General features: G+C 48.2%; 18 protein-coding genes. 11 read left to right on the forward strand and 7 right to left on the reverse strand.

Going from position 1 to position 18212, the window contains the following annotated elements:
* The first annotated feature begins 245 nt into the window (after positions 1 to 245).
* From KNP94_RS12595 to KNP94_RS12620, 6 genes are all read left to right on the forward strand, one after another.
* Positions 246 to 2381 (forward strand): (Fe-S)-binding protein, encoded by a 2136-nt coding sequence (locus tag KNP94_RS12595; protein WP_088836119.1) that lies wholly within the window; start codon positions 246 to 248, stop codon positions 2379 to 2381.
* 140 nt (positions 2382 to 2521) lie between these two features.
* Positions 2522 to 2920 (forward strand): MerR family transcriptional regulator, encoded by a 399-nt coding sequence (locus tag KNP94_RS12600; RefSeq protein WP_088836120.1) that lies wholly within the window; start codon positions 2522 to 2524, stop codon positions 2918 to 2920.
* A 36-nt stretch (positions 2921 to 2956) separates the two neighbouring features.
* Positions 2957 to 4270 (forward strand): hemolysin family protein, encoded by a 1314-nt coding sequence (locus tag KNP94_RS12605; RefSeq protein WP_088836121.1) that lies wholly within the window; start codon positions 2957 to 2959, stop codon positions 4268 to 4270.
* A 609-nt stretch (positions 4271 to 4879) separates the two neighbouring features.
* The gene (locus KNP94_RS12610) at positions 4880 to 6574 is read left to right on the forward strand and encodes a LytS/YhcK type 5TM receptor domain-containing protein (protein WP_215115746.1); all 1695 of its coding nucleotides are present in this window, start codon (positions 4880 to 4882) and stop codon (positions 6572 to 6574) included.
* Positions 6575 to 6753: 179 nt separating this feature from the next.
* Positions 6754 to 7782, forward strand: coding sequence for an aldose epimerase family protein (locus KNP94_RS12615; RefSeq protein WP_214802846.1), 1029 nt, complete (start codon positions 6754 to 6756; stop codon positions 7780 to 7782).
* A 70-nt stretch (positions 7783 to 7852) separates the two neighbouring features.
* Positions 7853 to 8707 carry a DegV family protein gene (locus KNP94_RS12620; RefSeq protein ID WP_088836124.1) on the forward strand — a complete coding sequence of 285 codons (855 nt, stop codon included), beginning with the start codon at positions 7853 to 7855 and terminating at the stop codon, positions 8705 to 8707.
* A gap of 59 nt (positions 8708 to 8766) precedes the next feature.
* On the opposite strand, the gene crcB (KNP94_RS12625) is transcribed toward KNP94_RS12620, so the two are convergent.
* Both crcB (KNP94_RS12625) and crcB (KNP94_RS12630) read right to left on the reverse strand, forming a co-directional pair.
* Complete coding sequence (crcB, locus tag KNP94_RS12625; RefSeq protein WP_215115747.1) at positions 8767 to 9126, reverse strand: fluoride efflux transporter CrcB; 360 nt, start codon at positions 9124 to 9126, stop codon at positions 8767 to 8769.
* Positions 9123 to 9527, reverse strand: coding sequence for a fluoride efflux transporter CrcB (crcB, locus tag KNP94_RS12630; protein WP_215115748.1), 405 nt, complete (start codon positions 9525 to 9527; stop codon positions 9123 to 9125). The genes crcB (KNP94_RS12625) and crcB (KNP94_RS12630) overlap by 4 nt, the downstream gene beginning before the upstream one ends.
* Before the next feature lie 145 nt (positions 9528 to 9672).
* Here crcB (KNP94_RS12630) and KNP94_RS12635 point away from each other — a divergent pair, with 145 nt between their 5' ends.
* From KNP94_RS12635 to KNP94_RS16150, 3 genes are all read left to right on the forward strand, one after another.
* The gene (locus KNP94_RS12635; RefSeq protein WP_088836127.1) at positions 9673 to 11148 is read left to right on the forward strand and encodes a methyl-accepting chemotaxis protein; all 1476 of its coding nucleotides are present in this window, start codon (positions 9673 to 9675) and stop codon (positions 11146 to 11148) included.
* Between the two features lie 104 nt (positions 11149 to 11252).
* A complete protein-coding gene (locus tag KNP94_RS16145; RefSeq protein WP_371816044.1) occupies positions 11253 to 11690 on the forward strand; it encodes an alcohol dehydrogenase catalytic domain-containing protein in 438 nt (145 codons plus the stop codon).
* Positions 11626 to 12183 carry an NADP-dependent oxidoreductase gene (locus tag KNP94_RS16150; protein WP_371816045.1) on the forward strand — a complete coding sequence of 186 codons (558 nt, stop codon included), beginning with the start codon at positions 11626 to 11628 and terminating at the stop codon, positions 12181 to 12183. The genes KNP94_RS16145 and KNP94_RS16150 overlap by 65 nt, the downstream gene beginning before the upstream one ends.
* Positions 12184 to 12340: 157 nt before the next feature.
* Here the strand turns inward: KNP94_RS16150 and KNP94_RS12645 are convergent, their stop codons facing one another.
* Positions 12341 to 13114, reverse strand: coding sequence for a nucleotidyltransferase domain-containing protein (locus tag KNP94_RS12645; protein ID WP_215115749.1), 774 nt, complete (start codon positions 13112 to 13114; stop codon positions 12341 to 12343).
* Between the two features lie 172 nt (positions 13115 to 13286).
* Positions 13287 to 13643, reverse strand: a complete 357-nt coding sequence (locus KNP94_RS12650) for a winged helix-turn-helix transcriptional regulator (RefSeq protein WP_088836130.1) — start codon at positions 13641 to 13643, stop codon at positions 13287 to 13289.
* Positions 13644 to 13764: 121 nt separating this feature from the next.
* Here KNP94_RS12650 and KNP94_RS12655 point away from each other — a divergent pair, with 121 nt between their 5' ends.
* Entirely contained in the window at positions 13765 to 14457 is a 693-nt protein-coding gene (locus tag KNP94_RS12655) for a VOC family protein (protein WP_251132651.1), read from the forward strand.
* Between the two features lie 393 nt (positions 14458 to 14850).
* On the opposite strand, the gene KNP94_RS12660 is transcribed toward KNP94_RS12655, so the two are convergent.
* Positions 14851 to 15645, reverse strand: coding sequence for an NUDIX domain-containing protein (locus KNP94_RS12660; protein WP_088836132.1), 795 nt, complete (start codon positions 15643 to 15645; stop codon positions 14851 to 14853).
* Positions 15646 to 15789: 144 nt separating this feature from the next.
* Positions 15790 to 17001, reverse strand: a complete 1212-nt coding sequence (locus KNP94_RS12665) for a dicarboxylate/amino acid:cation symporter (RefSeq protein WP_215115750.1) — start codon at positions 16999 to 17001, stop codon at positions 15790 to 15792.
* Between the two features lie 302 nt (positions 17002 to 17303).
* On the opposite strand from KNP94_RS12665, the gene KNP94_RS12670 reads away from it, so the two are divergent.
* Complete coding sequence (locus KNP94_RS12670; protein ID WP_088836134.1) at positions 17304 to 17888, forward strand: DedA family protein; 585 nt, start codon at positions 17304 to 17306, stop codon at positions 17886 to 17888.
* A 231-nt stretch (positions 17889 to 18119) separates the two neighbouring features.
* Here the strand turns inward: KNP94_RS12670 and KNP94_RS16155 are convergent.
* Positions 18120 to 18212 (reverse strand): LPXTG cell wall anchor domain-containing protein (locus KNP94_RS16155; protein ID WP_214770648.1); only part of this gene is annotated, 93 nt, incomplete at its 5' end.

An 18212-nucleotide genomic window follows, 5' to 3' on the forward strand; every position in this document is an offset into this window, starting at 1 on the left:
AACTCCGGGAAAAACCCAAAAAAGAACGTCGTCCATGAGAAACCGGCTTTTACTTCTTTTACTAAACCATTCGGATGTTGCAAAATCCCTTTCATAATCAAATACCTCCTATTTGAACTGAAATTTTAATAGAAAAGTCAATGTTTAACCGTAACCAAAAATATCAAAATAATGAATGAATAGTCATTCATTATGTGCTATACTCATCTCAATACAACTGCTTTAGGGGGAAAGGGGCTTGTTTCATGGGGACATTTTTACTGATTAACTGGATTGCCTTCCTGCTCATCGTCGGGTATGCAGGTTATCTATTCGTGACGCTCGTCAAGAGCCGTTACGAAGCGATTCGTCGGGGGAAAAAGGCGGAATGGGATATAACGAATAAAGAACGGTTCAATTCGGTACTCGTGAACGTCTTTGGACAAAAGAAATTACTTAAGGATAAAAAGAGTGGGACGATTCACGTCATGATGTTCTACGGCTTCTTACTCGTCCAGTTCGGAGCGATTGATTTCATCTGGAAGGGACTCGCAGTCGGACAACGTTTTCCACACATTCCACTCGGTCCACTTTATCCAATCTTTACGTTCTTCCAGGAAATCGTCATGCTCGTCATCTTGGTTGCGGTCGTTTGGGGATTCTACCGTCGCTATGTCGAGAAACTGGTGCGCTTAAAACGAAACTTCATGGCAGGACTCGCCTTAATCTTTATCGGTGGATTGATGGTCGCAGTTTTATTCGGCAACGGATTTTTCCTCGTCTATGAAAATCATTCGACACTCGGTGAACCGGTTGCGTCTGCCATCGCCTTCTTGTTCAGCTGGGTACCGGAACAGGTCGCATTCGGACTGTTCGTCTTCTTCTGGTGGGCCCATTTACTGTTCTTACTCAGCTTCATGGTCTACATCCCGCAAGGCAAACATGCCCACTTAATCGCCGGTACGGCCAATGTCTGGCTCGGTCGGACGTCAAAAGTCGGCCGCCTTGCACCGATCGACTTGTCTGTCATGGAAGAAGCGGAAGATGATGATGCCGAATTTAGTTTCGGGGTCAATAAAATTGAAGACTTCAACCAAAAACAATTGGTCGATCTGTATGCCTGCGTCGAATGTGGACGCTGTACGAATATGTGTCCAGCGAGCGGAACAGGGAAGATGCTGTCGCCGATGGACTTAATCGTCAAGCTGCGGGATCACCTCAACATGAAGACGGCAGCGATCACACAAAAATCACCGTGGGCACCTGCCTTTGCCTTTGACGGATCACAAGGGAATCAGATTGCGTCCCTTGCTGCAGCCGGTCAAATGGACATCGTACCCGATTCGTTGATTGGCAATGTCATCACGGAAGAAGAAATCTGGGCGTGTACGACATGCCGTAACTGTGAAGATCAATGCCCGGTCATGAATGAACATGTCGACAAGATCATCGACTTACGTCGCCATCTCGTCATGATGGAAGGGAAAATGGATCCGGAGATGCAACGGACGATGGCGAACATCGAACGTCAAGGGAATCCATGGGGCATGAACCGGAAAGAACGCGAAAACTGGCGCAAAACGCGCAAAGAACTCGTTGTTCCAACGGCGAAAGAAAAGAAAAAGGCCGGCGAAGAATTCGAGTACCTCTTCTGGGTCGGTGCGATGGGCTCGTATGACAGCCGCAGTCAAAAAATCGCGATGGCATTCGCCCGCATTCTGAACGAAGCGGACATCTCGTTCGCGATTCTCGGAAATGATGAGAAGAACTCGGGTGACACACCACGCCGGATCGGAAACGAAGTCTTGTTCCAGGAACTTGCGGAAGCGAACATCAAATCGTTCGAAAAATATGGTGTCAAAAAAATCGTCACAATTGATCCGCACGCCTACAACACGTTCAAAAACGAATATCCGGACTTCGGACTCAGTCCGGACGTCGAAGTCTATCACCATACGGAGTTACTGGCGCGCTTGATTGACGACAAACGGATCACGCCGATGCATGAAGTCAAAGAACGTGTCGTCTATCATGACTCGTGTTACCTCGGACGGTACAACGACATCTACGACGCTCCCCGTTACATTCTTGAAAAAATTCCAGGAATCACGCTCGTCGAGACGGAGCGGAACCGGGAAAAAGGGATGTGCTGTGGTGCAGGCGGCGGGATGATGTGGCAAGAAGAAAAAGTCGGAGCCCGTGTCAACGTCGCTCGGACGGAACAGCTGTTGACGGTGCAACCATCTGTCATCGGTTCTGCTTGTCCATACTGTCTGACGATGCTCAGCGATGGAACGAAAGCAAAAGAAGTCGATGAATCCGTCGCAACATACGACGTCGTCGAATTGCTCGAACGTTCAATCGTCGGGACACCGATGAAAGAATCAATCGCTACGGTATGAGTAATGACCACTTGCGCGTCTTCGTCACGGAAGACCGGCGAGTGGTCTTTTTTTGTGAATACATGTTTCAAAGCAAGCACAACGTTGTACTGTACGGTTTTGACATGCTATGATAAAAATACAAATTGCTGTGAAAGGGGGTGAGAATCTTTGGGAAGGCGCTACTTAAAATCGGTCAGGTCGCGGAGACCACCGGCTTATCAAAACGGACGATTGACTATTACACGTCGCTCGGTCTCTTAACGTCAGAACGAACGGCGGCAGGTTACCGGTTGTATCCGGAAGATGTCGTCCATCAAGTCCAAAAGATTGAATATTTAAAGACACAGCGGCTTTCCTTACAAGAGATTCTTGCTTCATTTACGGAACGGGAAGAAAAAACGGGAGATGTCATTTATCAAGAAGTACAGCAGCTTCAAGATACGGTCAAAGGGTTAGAGCGACGTCTGCTCGAATCGACAGAGTTCGAAAAACAAGAGATTCGTCTTGAGTTATCGCGTCGCCTCACCTTGATTGCATCGTTGATCGCCCAGCTGTAAAACTAATAACTGGAGGTGACCCCTTTTTAGGGGATTTTGGATACTATACTTTTCATCAATTTATTTTTAGTGGTGTTGTTGATTGTGTTAACAGCGTTTTTCGTCGGGTCAGAGTTTGCGGTCGTTAAGGTTCGGATGTCGCGTCTCGACCAAATGATTCAAGAAGGCAATAAGAGTGCGATTCTTGCTAAAAAAATCGCCGGTGATCTCGATTATTACTTGTCTGCCTGTCAGCTTGGGATCACGGTGACAGCACTTGGACTCGGGGCGCTCGGAGAGCCGACCGTCGAAAAGATTCTCCATCCTGTCTTTGACGAATTCGGCGTCTCGGCTGCCGTCTCGACACTCTTATCGTTCGGAATCGCCTTCATTTCCGTGACATTTTTACACGTCGTCATCGGGGAGCTTGCGCCAAAAACGCTTGCCATCCAGTATGCGGAAAAAATGACTTTGATTTTCGCACGTCCCTTGTTCATTTTCGGAAAAATCATGTACCCGTTTATTTGGTTACTCAATGGATCGGCACGTCTGTTCCTTGGACTTTTCGGTGTGAAACCTGCTGGACACGAACAAGCCCACTCAGAAGATGAGTTGAAAATCATCATGGCACAGAGCTTCCAAAGTGGTGAAATCAACCAAACGGAACTTGCCTTGATGCAAAATGTTTTTGCTTTTGACGAGCACGTCGTCAAAGATTTGATGGTCCCGCGGATGCGGATGGCGACGATCTCAGAGCGTCTCTCAAAAGCGGAGCTGATGGAAATTTTCATGGACAATCCGTTTACCCGTTACCCGGTAACGGAAGAAAATGATAAAGACCGTATTCTTGGCTATATCAACGTCAAAGAAGTCTTGACAGATTTCGCGAACGGACATGAATATCCGGTCACACATTACTTGAAGGATTTACCGGTCGTCTCAGAATCGACGTCGCTTCAGGATACGTTACGAAAAATGAAAGAAACCCGTTCACATATCGTCCTCGTCGTAGACGAATATGGCGGTACGGCGGGAATCGTCTCGATGGAAGATTTACTTGAAGAAATCGTCGGTGAAATCCGTGACGAATTTGATACGGATGAAGTCGAAGAAATTCAAGAGTTGCCGAACAACGAATATCTCGTCGCAGGAACGGTCTTACTAGAAGATTTGGAAGAACGTTTCGGTCTGCGCTTTACGAACGATGAAGATGTCGATACGATCGGTGGCTGGATTCAGATGCACAACATCGATCTGCAGCCAGGCGAACATATCGATACAGAGACGTTCTCTGTCGAAGTGATGGAAATGGAGAACTATCAAATCAATCAAATCAAACTGTGGTTGCACCCGCTCGAAAAAGCAGAATAAGAACAACATGCAAAATCCTCTTGAGCCAATCAAGGGGATTTTATCGTGTAGACAACGTGATATCGGAAGATAAAAGTGTCTTTTTTCGTTGCTTTCCTCGGGCGAGGCGCAAGCCGTTGCTCCTTGGATCCTAGCGGACAACGAGCAGGGTCTTGCCTGCCTCTGAAAGTGCGTTAAAAACGCACTTTTTCCCGTAGGAGTCAACGAAACGTGACGCTTTTTAGGTAACATCGTGACGGAAAGCCGGGCATGCAGATGGTTTAGAGCGCAATCCGTCTCGAATCGCTTTTAAAGCGAAAAGCAATCGGTCGCGACCCTGCAGCTTTGCTGTAGCGGCGCGGAAGATTGCCGCTTTGAAGACGAGGCGAGACAGGGAAGCGCGAACTGATTACTTCTCGATATCACATTTTTACGTTTCATAAGAGTTTGTCTACAGTCTAAAATCCTCTTGAGATCATCAAGGGGATTTTTTTGTTGCTGCGGGAATCAATTTTTCAGAAATCATATCAGTGTGTGAATAACGGATCGGGAAGTAGGGAAATCGTCGTGTCGGCTTGAATACTACTAAAAAGAGAATTCATCGTGTCGTTCACTAGAGGGAGGAACCTTGTGTTAGACTTAATCCCGTTTTTACTCAGCCGGCTTGGTATGCTGGCGTTGCTTGCATTTTTATTGTCGCAGTGGCGAACGTCACGGCACGTCTTTAAAACATCGACGAGTCGCTCGCGTCGACTCGCCTTGCTCAGCATATTCGTCGTCTCGGGTATTTTGATGAACTATGCCGGAGTTGCCGTCTCCTCGAATCAAATGATTGATCCGTTGCTTGGACTTGCAGTGACCGATGATCAATTATTGATTGATACGCGTCTAACGATTATCGTCACGAGTGGACTGCTCGGTGGTCCCTTCGTCGGTGGACTGACGGGTCTCCTTGTTGGGTTTCATCGTTTTTTGCTCGGTTCGATGGGAGCAGAGACAGGATGGTTCATCGCCGTCGCTGCCGGTACTCTCAGTGGTCTCTACAGTCGTCGCTGGCGCTTGAAAGATAAATATACATTATTACAACCGATTGCTCTCGTCATGAGTATGGTTATCCTTGATTTAGGATTGGCCATCTTGCTCGCAGATGATCCGTCGGAACTCATCGTGATTGCGAGTCAGGCGGTCTTCCCGATGCTGTTTGCAAACACGATCGGGATTATCGTCTTCATCGTCATCTTACGGACGCAACTCCGATTCGAAAAGGAATTGTTTGTTCGCGAAAGTGCCCGTTCCTCTCGATTGTTGGCTGTCATCCGTCCACTTCGAAAAGAAGGCATGACAGCAGACGTCGCCTGTCAGATTGGCACGACCATTTTGGAAGAAACTAAAATTGACCGTGTCGTCTTACTTGGACCTGCAAAAGTGCTCGTCGATATTGAAGCGGGGGAAACACCTGTGTACGGCGGCAGATTTCAACCGAATGTACAACGTTGGATTGAAGAAGCGGTTCCGTTACAAGTCGAAGACCGGACGACAAACCAAATTCTATCGTTTCATCCCTTACAGATGGATGGAGACAAGGCCGGTATCGTATGTTATTTTCCGAGTCATTTGTTTGATGACACGATTGAACAGACGACGGAACAACTCGTTCAGCTGTTTGCGCGTGAGCTCGTGACGTATCGAGAAGAGCAACTCGAAAAACGCTCGCTCCCTAAAATGAAACCGTTCCTCCATCCGAATTATTTACGGGGAATCGTGGACGAAATCCATCAGACGGCTGATCCGGGGACGCCGGTCAAACAACAGCTAGGCTCTTTGCTCCAACTATTGACGGCAGCACGCTGGGTCGAAGATCATCCACTTCGTGACGAAATCACAACCTTAAAAGCCTATCTCGCTCTCGAAGGGACAAGGCGACGTCAAAATCAGTTGACCCATGCGGATATCACAATTGATTTAGATGTCGAGACGGCGATTGAGGAGACGCTCATCATGCCATTCCTGTTAACGAAGTTAGTCGACAATGCGTTACGGCATGCATTTTCGAAAGTCGGTCGTCGTTCACAAATTAACGTACGTGCTTTTCGTCAGGAGAACGATCTTGTCTTAGAAGTCAGCGATAACGGCGTCGGAATCGGACCAGATGTGAAACGACGGCTCGAAGAAGATGCTTTGACGGAGACGAGCACGTTGTTTTTACTACGACGGACGCTCGATATCAAGTATGGAAAAGTTGCGACGTGTACGATTCACTCTCGTCTCAACCAAGGAACGCGTGTCGTGCTAACCTTGCCGCTACCAGTAGTTGAGGAAGGTTGACTCAGAACTTAATATGACTGCATCAGCAGGAATCGTCTTGAAGTGAAAATCGGATTCGACAGGTGTCGCGTCCGATTTTTTTAGGCGGGGAAGCGTTTCAACAAGAGGATTGTTTTTTTTTAGGAGAAGGTGGGTAAAAATGAAAGCAGGCAACGATAAGATATAGGAGGAAGAAGCGGATGATTACAAAAAAAGAAGTCGGACGATCCGGCGAACGACCGATCATCGCTTTTACATTGATGAATCGACTGGGACACAGTGTCGACCTGTTGAACCTCGGCGGTAAAATCACGGCGATTCGTGTACCTGATAAGCAGGGGAAGATTGAGAATGTCGTTCTCGCATTTGACGAGCTCGACCAATATTTAGATGATCCCCATCATTTAGGTGCGACGATTGGTCGTGTCGGGGGACGAATCGCCAATGGGGCATTCGCGCTCGAAGGGATGAACTACCTACTCGAACAAAACGAAGGAGATCATCATTTACATGGAGGGAGTGTCAACTGGTCGAATCGCTTTTTTGATCATGAGATTGAAGGCGATTTGCTTCACTTGTCACTTGTCAGTCCGGATGGAGAGAATGGATATCCGGGACAGCTCGATGTGCGATTGACGGTCGAGTGGACGGATGAGGATGCATTGACGTTGACGTATGATGCGACGACGACGGCTTCAACACCGTTTAGTCCGACGAACCATACGTATTTCAATTTAACAGGAGACGCGAAGACGACAGTGGAGCAACACCGCTTGCGGATGGATGCGCCATTCTATGTTCCGCTCGATCAAGACGCGTTACCGACGGGTGAAATTTTATCCGTTCATGAGACCGTTTTTGATTTTCGGACAGCGCGGCCGTTATACGAAGTGACGCATGCCCCTGACGAAGCGCTCCGTCAGGTCGGAAGCGGAGTCGATCATCCCTTCCTTCTGAAAGAGGGGGGCGAAATCGTCCTCGAAGAACCGGTCAGTGGTCGGGCGTTACGTGTCGTGACAGAACAACCGGGTGTCGTTGTCTATACGGGCAACCATTTAGGGGGAGACTTTACGATTGCTGGTCGTCGCGCGACGCCTTACCTTGGCATCTGTTTTGAGACACAAGGACTGCCGGACGCCATCAATCAACCTGATTTCCCATCCGTCGTCTTACGCGCGGGCGATCGATATCAAAAGCGGACGACCTTTCAATTTAGCCGAATACAGTGATGTTTCTCGCGAATATTAAGTTCGTATGTGGTAGGATAAAGCGAGAAGAATCTAACGGAGGCATAAGAAAATGACTAAAATAGCATGGGTGACCGATAGTATGGCCTATTTCAAAAAGGAAGAGGCAGACGCAATCGGCGTCAATGTCGTACCGATTCAAATCTTGCTCGGGGATACTGCCTACAACGAAGACACGATCACTGTCGAGCGTTTGTTCCGCGCACTTGATGCGGACAAGAAGTTGGTCGCAAAGACATCACAACCAATCTTCGGCGAGTTCGTCGGTACGTATGAACGCCTAAAAGAAGAAGGATATGATTGTGCGATTGCTGTGCACTGTACGAATGGATTATCAAGTACGGTCCAAAGTTCTGCATCAGCTGCAGAAGCGGCAAGTTTCCCAGTCCATATCATCGATTCGCATACTGCGTTTGAAAACCAACAAGAGTTCATTCGTTACGGGATGGATCTTGAAGCACAAGGAAAGACTGTCGAAGAGATTACAGCAGCTTTGACGAACTTATCGAAACGGACGCATTTTTATATGATCGTCGGGAACATGGAGACGATGCGCCGCGGTGGGCGGGTTTCGTCAGGAGATTTATTCCTCGCGAACTTACTCAACATCAAGCCAATCATCACGACGGACGAAGCGGGGAAAATCGTTCCGTTCAAAAAGGCACGTTCACTTAAAAAAGCATATATCGAAATGATTAAACAAATCGAAAATGCGATGCGTCAGAAGACATTCTATAAGAATCGGATTTATGTCGCGACGACGCTTGCGCCAGACATGGCAGCCGATCTGCGGAGCAGTGTCGCAGCGAAGTTTCCGGAATTGACGATTCTTGAAGGGACGTTCGGTCCAGCGATTGGAACACATGCCGGAGCAGAAACAGTCGGCCTTTTCTGGTTGAATGATTAAATGAAAAAAATAAAGCAGGTCTGTCCTTCTCCGCTCAGCGGACGAGGCAGACCTGCTTTTTAGTTTATTGCGAGTGCACAGACGATACCAAGAAAAGCTGCACTGATGCCAAGGACATAACTTGTCCCGAGGTAAAGAGCGAGTGTCCGTCTATTTTCATGTTGGAGCAGTTGGAGCGTCTCGAGCTTAAAGGTCGAAAAGGTCGTAAACGAACCGAGAAATCCCGTCCCGAGAAACAACGTCCACGTCGAATCGAGATGAAGACCGATGACGAGACCGAGTAAAAAAGAACCGCTGACATTACCGATGAATGTCGCAAGCGGGAAGTCGCGTGTCCAAAACGTCTTCGCCCATTGGCTGAGTGCAAAACGACTGATGGCACCGAAAAAAGCACCGATTCCGATTGCGAGTAGCGTCATGTGTTGTCCCTCCTTGCCGCGAACTGCCGGAGCCGGCGCGTCCCGAGCGCGTAACCGAGGTACGAACAAAATAATCCGCCGAATAGACTAAGGAGGACATAAAGTGCAGCGAAGCCATATAGACCGGTCCGGAGTAACGTGACCGCTTCGACGCTAAACGTCGAGAATGTCGTGAACGAGCCAATGAAGCCTGTTCCGAGCGCCGTCATCGCATATTGATGAAGTAAATTTGTACGGAATAAAAAATGTGTTGCATACCCTAAAACGAAACAGCCGAGAAGATTAATACAGACCGTTGCGACGGGAAACGTCCCTGTCGTCAGTTGACCGATTGCTAGACTAAGACCGTACCGTGCCGAGGCACCGAGTACACCGGCGAAGCCGACTAAAACATACAGCATTGTCACCCATCCTCTACCTATAGCATATTTTCAACATACGCTGTTCAGAATCAAGGCGTCAAGTGGGTAAAATAGGCAAATCACTAAAACTCTCACGCATTGAAACCGATAGATGATTATACGAATGAGAGAAGGAGTTTTGCAGATGGTGTCACCGCTCGAACAGCTCAGTACTAAAATATTGTCCCGCCTCATCCCAACGTTAATTACAGTCGCCCATCCGTTGATTTTCATTTTTGCCCAAATGGATTATGTCTCGATGCGAGCTTTTTATCAATTTTTGATCGGTGGCATCATCTTGACGATAGCATTACTGGCCGGGAATCAGTTTTTCGGGCAGCACCCGATTGGGAAGTACATTCAAATCACATTGACCTATTTGGTCCTGGCGCTCGTCCTCGTCACTTTGCCGACGCAGAGCATTTGGACGATTGCCTATCTGTATCTCGTCATGTCGATTGTCTACTTGATTCCCCGGATTGTCGTGATGGCGGGAGTACTCGGTCTGCTCGAACTTGTCATGTTTACAAGCATCGGAACGGTTGAGTTTACGAATCTGTTCGACTTGATCGTTGCGCTTGTCATTTACTTGATGATTTTTGCAGCAGCCGTCTTTGTTGCTGTGTTCGGTCGCAATGTCATGACGGAAGTTCAGCGTCAACAGGAAAAAGCGGAAACGTATGCAGAAGTCTCTCGGACGACGCTTGCCCAATCCGCAGCAACAGCGATAGACGTGACGACGTTCACGGAAGATATGAGTGAAACAGTCGATACGGCAAAAGCCTCATTCGAAAAAATCGATGACGCGATGAAGATGCTTGCGGCAAACTCAGCGAAAAATGCGACATCCGTCCGTCAAATTCGGCAAATGAATGAGAGTAACGTCCAATCGATTGCTGACGTCACATTAGCCGTCGATCGCGCTCTCGAGCGGAGTTCTTCTTCAAAACTCACGGCAGAGAACAGTCAAGAGACAATCAGTGAAGCGGGCGAGTCACTCCAACAATTGACGGTCAGCATGGGTGAGTCCGTCACATCATTCGGTCAGCTCGCAGGACGATTCCAAGAAATCGTGACGATCACGTCGAGCATCAACGCAATCGCGACGCAGACGAATTTGCTGAGCTTAAATGCTTCAATCGAAGCTGCACGGGCAGGGGAATTCGGAAAAGGGTTCACCGTCGTCGCACAGGAAATTCGCAACCTGTCGTCACAAACGGCAGAGGCATCAAAAGAAATCAATCAAATCATCGAACGGGTTGAACGTGACGTGACGAATACGGGAAGTGCGATCAATGCGAGCACGACGTTACTCCGTGAGCAAGAGGAACGGATGCAGCGGAGTCAGCAAGCCTTGCAGACGATCGCATCAGACTCATCCGATTCGGTCCAAGCGATTAGTGGCGCCCGTCAGCAATTCGCAACGATTACGAGTAGTTTGACGGATATCACGCAGGCGACAGAACAGCTGGATGCCTTCATGGATTTGTTATTGACGAGCAGTGATCAATTATCAGGTCTGACCCGGTCGCAAGTCGAACAGATTCGTGACTTGCAGCACGCGATTCATGCGTTGAACGCAACGGCATCGACGCTCCGTGAAACGACAAAAGAAGGTTAATGAGTAAGCACATCGCCCTACACGCGGTGTGCTTTTTCGTTTGTGGAATAAGCAGAATGGGAAGATAGTAAAGGTGAATGAACAAATTAAAGGAGGACGATGAGATGAAAGCAGCGTATATCGAACAATATGGTGGGTCGGATGAGTTCAAAGTAGGAGAGATTGAGCAACCGACAATTGATGCAGATGACGTATTGATTGAAGTTCATGCAGCGAGTGTCAATCCGGTTGACTGGAAACTGCGTGAAGGGTACTTAAAAGAGATGCTCAGTTACGACATGCCGCTCGTCATCGGCTGGGATGTATCGGGTGTCATCAAAGAAGTCGGAGCAAACGTGACCGATTTGAAGGTCGGAGATGAAGTCTTCAGCCGCCCGGATATTGCCCGTCAAGGCACATATGCCGAGTATGTTGCGGTCGATGCCCATCTCGTCGTCAAAAAAGCCAGCCTCCCTGAGCTTCGAGGAGGCCGCATCATTGCCACTCGTCGCGCATACGGCATGGCAAGTCATGTTCGAAGTGATGGATGCGAAACCGGGTGACCGGATTTTCATCGGTGCCGGTTCAGGTGGCGTCGGGACGGTCGCAATCCAGCTCGCGAAAGCACACGGCTTGTATGTCGTCACATCAACGAGCACCCCGAACGTCGATTGGGTCAGTGAACTCGGAGCCGACGAAGTCATCGATTATAAACAACAAGATCCGGCAGAAACCGTGCGTGACCTTGATTTCGTTTTCGATACGATGGGGGGAGACGGACAGGGCAAACTATACAAAATGCTTAAAGAAAATGGAATGCTCGTCTCGATTTCAACGCCGCCGAACGAAGAGGAAGCAAAACAGGCGAAGGCACGCGTCGAATATGTCTTCATGCAGCCGACAGGCGAACGGATGAAAAAAATTGCGGAAGCCGTCGAAAAAGGTGAACTGAAACCCGTCGTCGACCGGATCTTTGATCTTGAGGATACGAAACAAGCCCATGATTACGGAGAAGAAGGGCATGCGAAAGGTAAAATTGTCATTAAAGTGAAATGACGCGGGAACGTCTTGACTCGAACTTTGAGTCAGGGCGTTTTCTAAACGTCATCTTACGTTAGGATAACCGGAACAGCAAACAAAACTCCCTTCAATATCCGAAGGGAGTTTTTAGTGTGCAGGCAGTGTAATATTCGGCAACAAAGCTGGTTTCTTTTTAACGGGAAACAGACGTTGAGCGGAGGAGACGGTCGAGTAACACGAGTGTCTTCGGTTGATTCTGTAATGTCGTCTGCAAAAAGGAGCGTTCCTGCTCGAGTAACGCAATATAGCGGCGTCCTGCTTCTTGATACGTCGCCGGGACGAGGACGTCATAAACGGCCTCGAACGGGACACGCTGGTCGTCCGGTAAGTAATCTGAAATCGTCTTTAGTCCGAGCTGCGCCCGCTCCGGCAGATAGTGGTGCAACAGGACTTTTGCGAACTTCGTCAACGCACTGCGTAACATTTCGACCGCCCATAAGCCGTTGCCGCGCGCGGCGGCTTTTTGATACTGGAAGTAGAACCAGACGGCATCGATTGCCTCGTCTTCGAATTCCTGCTGCGACAGGGTCAGAGACGTTTCTTCGATAAACGGTGCTAACTGATTTTTTGGATCATACAGGACGCGGATGGCATCTTTTTGATTTAACGAAGTGGTCGTGACGGTAAATAGGTCGACATGTAACAAGTCATCATAGACCGCAATCATTTGTGGGGCGACGATGAAAATGTCATCGTGCCAAATGACGGGCCGGTACGCTTCAAGGTGCGCCAGACGACGAGGCAGGAACTCCGAAACAGTCCCTTCTGCGACGAGGCAGTAGAGGTCGAGGTCGGAATGAAAATCTTCCTCGCCGCGACCGAATGAGCCTTTCAAAAAAATCGCTTCAACGGTCGGATCCTGTTTGAGCCGATCTGTAAGTTGTTCGATGGCATATAGCTGGTGCATAAGTAAGTCACTCCTTCAAGCAGTCTATTTCTTCAGTATACGTGAAATAAGGGAGATTATTCCATTATCATTTTTACTAATTTCCTAAAGCGAGTGAGCAGAGAAAAATCAACAACACAAAAAGGGCCTGACTCAAAAGCCATCCCTTTAAATCATCAGCTGTTTCAAACCCTTAGCGTAAAGAAGCTGTATGTTGTTCTTGTTCTTTTTGTTCCATATGCACGGCATGCTGTTCGCCCCAATGGTTCATCACATTGAGGATTGGCATGAGTGTCCGCCCGTAATCCGTCAAGGAGTACTCGACGCGGGGTGGAACGACTTGGTAGATTTCACGGTGTACGATATCATTTAGCTCAAGTTCACGTAGTTGAGCCGTCAACATCTTTTGGGTGATGTTCGGTAGATGTCGTTTTAATTCACTGAAGCGGAGTGTCCCGTGAGTAATGAGCTCGAGCAAAATCGACGGTTTCCATTTTCCCGTCAAAATCTCGAGTGCAGTCTCGACGCGACAGATGGGTGTCTCTTGCATCATCGTTCCTCCTTCGTAGTATCTTTTTAGAAACTATACCACTTTTTTGTGCCTACTTCCGTTCACGTTGCTTCCGGGGGATAATGAACCTATGAAGTGAACGTACAGGAGGAATAACAATATGACAATCCATTCAGAGATTACGCTCGGACCGGTCAGCTTACGGATTACGGATTTAGACCAATCGATTTCATTTTACCGTGACCTGCTCGGACTAACGGTACTCGAACAGACAGGGAACACGGCGACGCTTGGTGCGAAAATGACACCACTCGTCGTGCTGGAGGAGCAGAAAGATGCACGACGTCTCGCACCCAATTCAGTCGCGGGACTGTATCATTTCGCGATTTTATTGCCAAGTCGAAAAGAACTTGGTTTCGTCATCCGCAACTTGATTTCAAATGACGTTGATCTTGGTCAAGGCGACCATCTCGTCAGTGAAGCGTTTTATCTATCCGATCCGGACGGGAACGGGATTGAGATTTATGCCGATCGTCCACGGGAGACATGGTCTTATGAGGCGAACGGGGACGTCAAGATGACGACAGACCCCGTCGATTGGCAAAGCATGCTCGTTGAGGCAGGCGAAGAAGACTGGTACGGAATGCCGGCAGATACGGTCATGGGTCATGTCCATTTCCATGTCAAATCACTCGAAGCCGGACGCGCCAAAGGCACCGGGCGACGCCGTCGGACTGGATTATTGGACGCTCGTTTATCCAAGTGCATCCGTGTTAGAAAAAGCGGTTGCTGCGATCGATGCTTCGCTCTACCGAGTAGAGCGGACGGAAGACGCGGTGTACGTCACGGATGATGCCGGCATTACGGCACGACTGGTTACGAAATAATGAAAAATGAACCTTCTCATCACAGAGAGGGTCCATTTCAGGCTATAGACAAAGTGCCATCGGGAGATAAGCGTCTGTTTTCGTTGCTTTCCTCGGGCGAGGCGCAAGCCGTTGCTCCTTGATCCTCACGGACAACGAGCAGGGTCTTGCCTGCCTCTGAAAGTGCGTTAAGAACGCACTTTTTCCCGCAGGAGTCAACGAAACGTGACGCTTTTCAAGTAATATCGTGACAGAAATCTAGTCATGCAGACAGGGTAGCGCGAACGGATTGCTCCTCGATATCGCATGTACACGCTTCATAAGAATTTGTCTACACGCTTAAATGGACCTTCTCATTGGAGAGGGTCCATTTTTGTCAGTTAATTTTGTCCGGATAAAGCAGACGGGGCATTGCCATCGTAACGACTGACGAGTTCATACGGTCGGACGGTATAGAGGGCATGCGGCAGGTAAACGGGATTCATCGCATCGAGTGCACGGATTTGGAAATGCTCACGTTTGATATAGGTGTCGACGTTCTCACGCGTGACAGGGAAGAAGCCGACGTCCGTCGTCTCGCCTTCTTGTGCTTGCAATTCACCGCTGACGTACGTCCCGCGGAAGGCGACGCAGATGATGTGACTTGATATATTTTGATAGATGCCGGTAATGCCGTCGATCGTGACGTCAACACCGGCTTCTTCTTTGACTTCACGTTTGACGGCATCGAGAATCGATTCATTGTTTTCGACTTGTCCGCCCGGTAGCTCATACGTGTCGCCACGATGGAGGTTGCGGACAAGCAAGACTTCACCAGCATCGTTCGTGATGTAGGCAGTGACGCTGACGATTGCACGGGGTGGTGTGTAGACACCTGTCGCCGTCATGAAATCTTCCGTCGATTTGATGTAGAGGTTTTTCCCGAGGCGGGCGCGTTTCTTCATCGCTTCCCTGCGTAAGGCGCTGTTGCGGACATCACGGTCGACTTGCTCATAGTGCTCCCGATCGCGATATTCCCAAATGGCGATGACTTCATCTTCCGATTCCGTCACCCAGCGACCGACGAGACGGGCACCGTGACTGATTTGTAGGGGAAAGAGATAGGTGTGAAAGAACTCGGTAAATTCCTGTAGTCGTTCCGGGCGAATCGTATAGGTCTTCCGGCGATGTAACATGAAAATTCCTCCTCTATCATACAAGCAGATATACGTTCAGGTTCTTTATTACACTTCTCTTATCGTAAGCGGATTCCCTTCTTTTTCAAACGAATCGAGCACAACAAAAAAACGACTTCGCGGAGAGCGAAGCCGTTTTTGGGATTAAGCGATATCTCGTTCTTTTTTGTCATCAAGGATTGATGTATGGCGTTTGATGGCGTGGACCATTTTCGCGATCGCACCGTCCCCTGTGACGTTTGCTGCTGTACCGAAACTGTCTTGTGCGATATAGAGTGCAATCGCGAGGCTAACCATGGTCTGGTCAAAGCCGAGCATGGAGACGAACAAGCCGGTTGCGGCCATGACGGCACCACCGGGAACGCCTGGTGCTGCAATCATCGTCACACCGAGGGCGAGAATGAATGGGAAAATCGCACCGAACGTGACCGGCATGTTGTTCAAGTAAAGAATCGCGATGACGATTGACGTCAACGTGATCGTCGAACCCGCAAGGTGGATGGTCGCACAAAGCGGAACAACGAAGTTTGCGACTTCTTCATCGGTATCATTTGCTTTTGTCTGCCGTAGCGTGACAGGAATTGTCGCTGCGGAAGATTGTGTCCCGATGGCTGTGAAGTAGGCAGGCATCATTGTTTTCAAAAGACGGAACGGATTCTGTTTATTGGCGATACCGGCAATCGTATATTGTAATGTGATCATCACGAAATGAAGAACGAGGATGACGACGAAAACGAGTGCGAACACAGAAAGAATTTCTGCGACTTGACCGGCATATGTCATGTTCATGAAAATTCCTGCGATGTGAAACGGAAGTAATGGAATGATGACTTTGCCGATAATCAGTTCGATGATACTACGGAAATCAATCGAGAGTTCAAGCAGACGTTCGCTTCTAGTTGCTGCGATTCCGATTCCGAAGACGAAGGCCATGACAAGAGCGGTCATGACGCCGAAGACAGGGGGAATTTCAACTTCCATGAAGCCTTTTAAGAATGCTTCTTCCGGATTCTCCATGTTTGCAAATGAACCACTGAGCATGCGCGGGAACAAGTTGACTGCTGTACCATATGCGAGTAAACCGGCGACGACTGTCGAGAGATAAGCGATGAGAGCTGTGATTCCGACAAGCTTTCCAGCGCCTTTTCCAAGTTCACCGATACCCGGAATGATGAAACCAAGGATGATTAAGGGTATAGCGAATGATAAGAACTGACCAAAAATCCCATTGAATGTGACGAAAGAACGGACGATCCAATCGAAGCGTTCGGTGACGAGGCTACCCACTATAATTCCAAATACGATGGCGATGACAATACGACCGAGCAGACCAATTTTAAACTTCAAACCAATCATCCTTTCTTAATAATGAAATTGTCTAACTGAATTGAAGCTATTTTCGCACATCTAAAATGGCATTACTACAGCGTTTTAATCATTCTGATTATTCGAAATATAGAAATCGGTTGCATGATTTTATGCAATAAACGCTTCAACGCTTTAGTACAGCCACTTTACAGTGCGTGTCTGCATCAACTTACGAAAAAATTAAAAGGTAAAATAGTTTTCCGTTCAAAATACTTTGTGAACAAAGATTACTCAAAAACGTCAAAATCAGGCATACTCTCTGTATAGAGAAAAAAGGAAGTGATGAACTAATGGATATCATGGCACTCGTCCGCCTGGCCGGAGGAATCATGTTTACTCCGCTATCGGATGATGTTTTGATGATGGGATATACAGCGTTACGAATCAAAGAAGGGGTACATCCGGTCCTCATATGGCTCGCTGCGTGGCCAATTTTTTTCATTTCCTTCGCGTGGTTTTATTTACTCGCCCGTTTCTTCCGTGAAATTCCACTCATCAAGAAATTCATGAAAGTAAAGTTTTTGACACGGGCAGAAGAGATTTTAGATCGTCGTGGTTTGTGGGCGATCGGGCTCTCGTTCTTTTTACCAGGGGTACGTCATCCCATCCATTATGTTGCAGGATTGCTTGCATACCCACTTCCACGATACCTCGGGATGACGTTTTTAGCCGCCGGTTTATATACGGGTCTTTGGACATTTGTCATCGTTCGGATTGGTCAAGCCGTGACATGGTCGGAGCTTTGGGAATGGATTATGACGAATCCGAGTATGATTTTTATTATCCTTGCCGTCATATTAATCATTGCGGGTGCCTCCATCGTACATGCGAGACGGCGACACCGCCTCGAGAAAGAAGAAGCAATCGCTGAGTGAACAAGAACATGGGGGAGCACTCTCCTAATAACTTAAAACACGATAGACAAAGTGCTATCGGGAGATCAAGCGTCTTTTTTCGTTGCTTTCCTCGAGCGAGACAGGGCAGCGCGAACGAATTGCATCTCGATATCGCATGTTCACTCTTCATAAGCGTTTGTCTAAACGCTGAAAGACACGTTCGCCGATGCGGAACGTGTCTTTCGTTTGAATAAAGTTGATTAAGTGAACTTACGCGTTTTGACGTTTGCGTGCAACGACGATTCCAGCTGCACCGAGTGCAAGACCGAAGAGTGCGAGTGCACCTGTTGTTGCGTTGTTGCT

This window comes from Exiguobacterium sp. s80 (assembly GCF_018618725.1).
In the GTDB taxonomy this organism is placed as follows: Bacteria; Bacillota; Bacilli; order Exiguobacteriales; family Exiguobacteriaceae; genus Exiguobacterium_A; species Exiguobacterium_A oxidotolerans.

Coding starts and splice junctions, on each gene's coding strand:
- KNP94_RS12595 (WP_088836119.1), top strand. CDS start 246: ATGGGGACATTTTTACTGATTAACTGGATTGCCTTCCTGCTCATCGTC.
- KNP94_RS12615 (WP_214802846.1), top strand. CDS start 6,754: ATGATTACAAAAAAAGAAGTCGGACGATCCGGCGAACGACCGATCATC.
- KNP94_RS12620 (WP_088836124.1), top strand. CDS start 7,853: ATGACTAAAATAGCATGGGTGACCGATAGTATGGCCTATTTCAAAAAG.
- crcB (WP_215115747.1), bottom strand. CDS start 9,126: ATGACGCTACTCGCAATCGGAATCGGTGCTTTTTTCGGTGCCATCAGT.
- crcB (WP_215115748.1), bottom strand. CDS start 9,527: ATGCTGTATGTTTTAGTCGGCTTCGCCGGTGTACTCGGTGCCTCGGCA.
- KNP94_RS12635 (WP_088836127.1), top strand. CDS start 9,673: ATGGTGTCACCGCTCGAACAGCTCAGTACTAAAATATTGTCCCGCCTC.
- KNP94_RS16145 (WP_371816044.1), top strand. CDS start 11,253: ATGAAAGCAGCGTATATCGAACAATATGGTGGGTCGGATGAGTTCAAA.
- KNP94_RS12645 (WP_215115749.1), bottom strand. CDS start 13,114: ATGCACCAGCTATATGCCATCGAACAACTTACAGATCGGCTCAAACAG.
- KNP94_RS12650 (WP_088836130.1), bottom strand. CDS start 13,643: ATGCAAGAGACACCCATCTGTCGCGTCGAGACTGCACTCGAGATTTTG.
- KNP94_RS12655 (WP_251132651.1), top strand. CDS start 13,765: ATGACAATCCATTCAGAGATTACGCTCGGACCGGTCAGCTTACGGATT.
- KNP94_RS12660 (WP_088836132.1), bottom strand. CDS start 15,645: ATGTTACATCGCCGGAAGACCTATACGATTCGCCCGGAACGACTACAG.
- KNP94_RS12665 (WP_215115750.1), bottom strand. CDS start 17,001: ATGATTGGTTTGAAGTTTAAAATTGGTCTGCTCGGTCGTATTGTCATC.
- KNP94_RS12670 (WP_088836134.1), top strand. CDS start 17,304: ATGGATATCATGGCACTCGTCCGCCTGGCCGGAGGAATCATGTTTACT.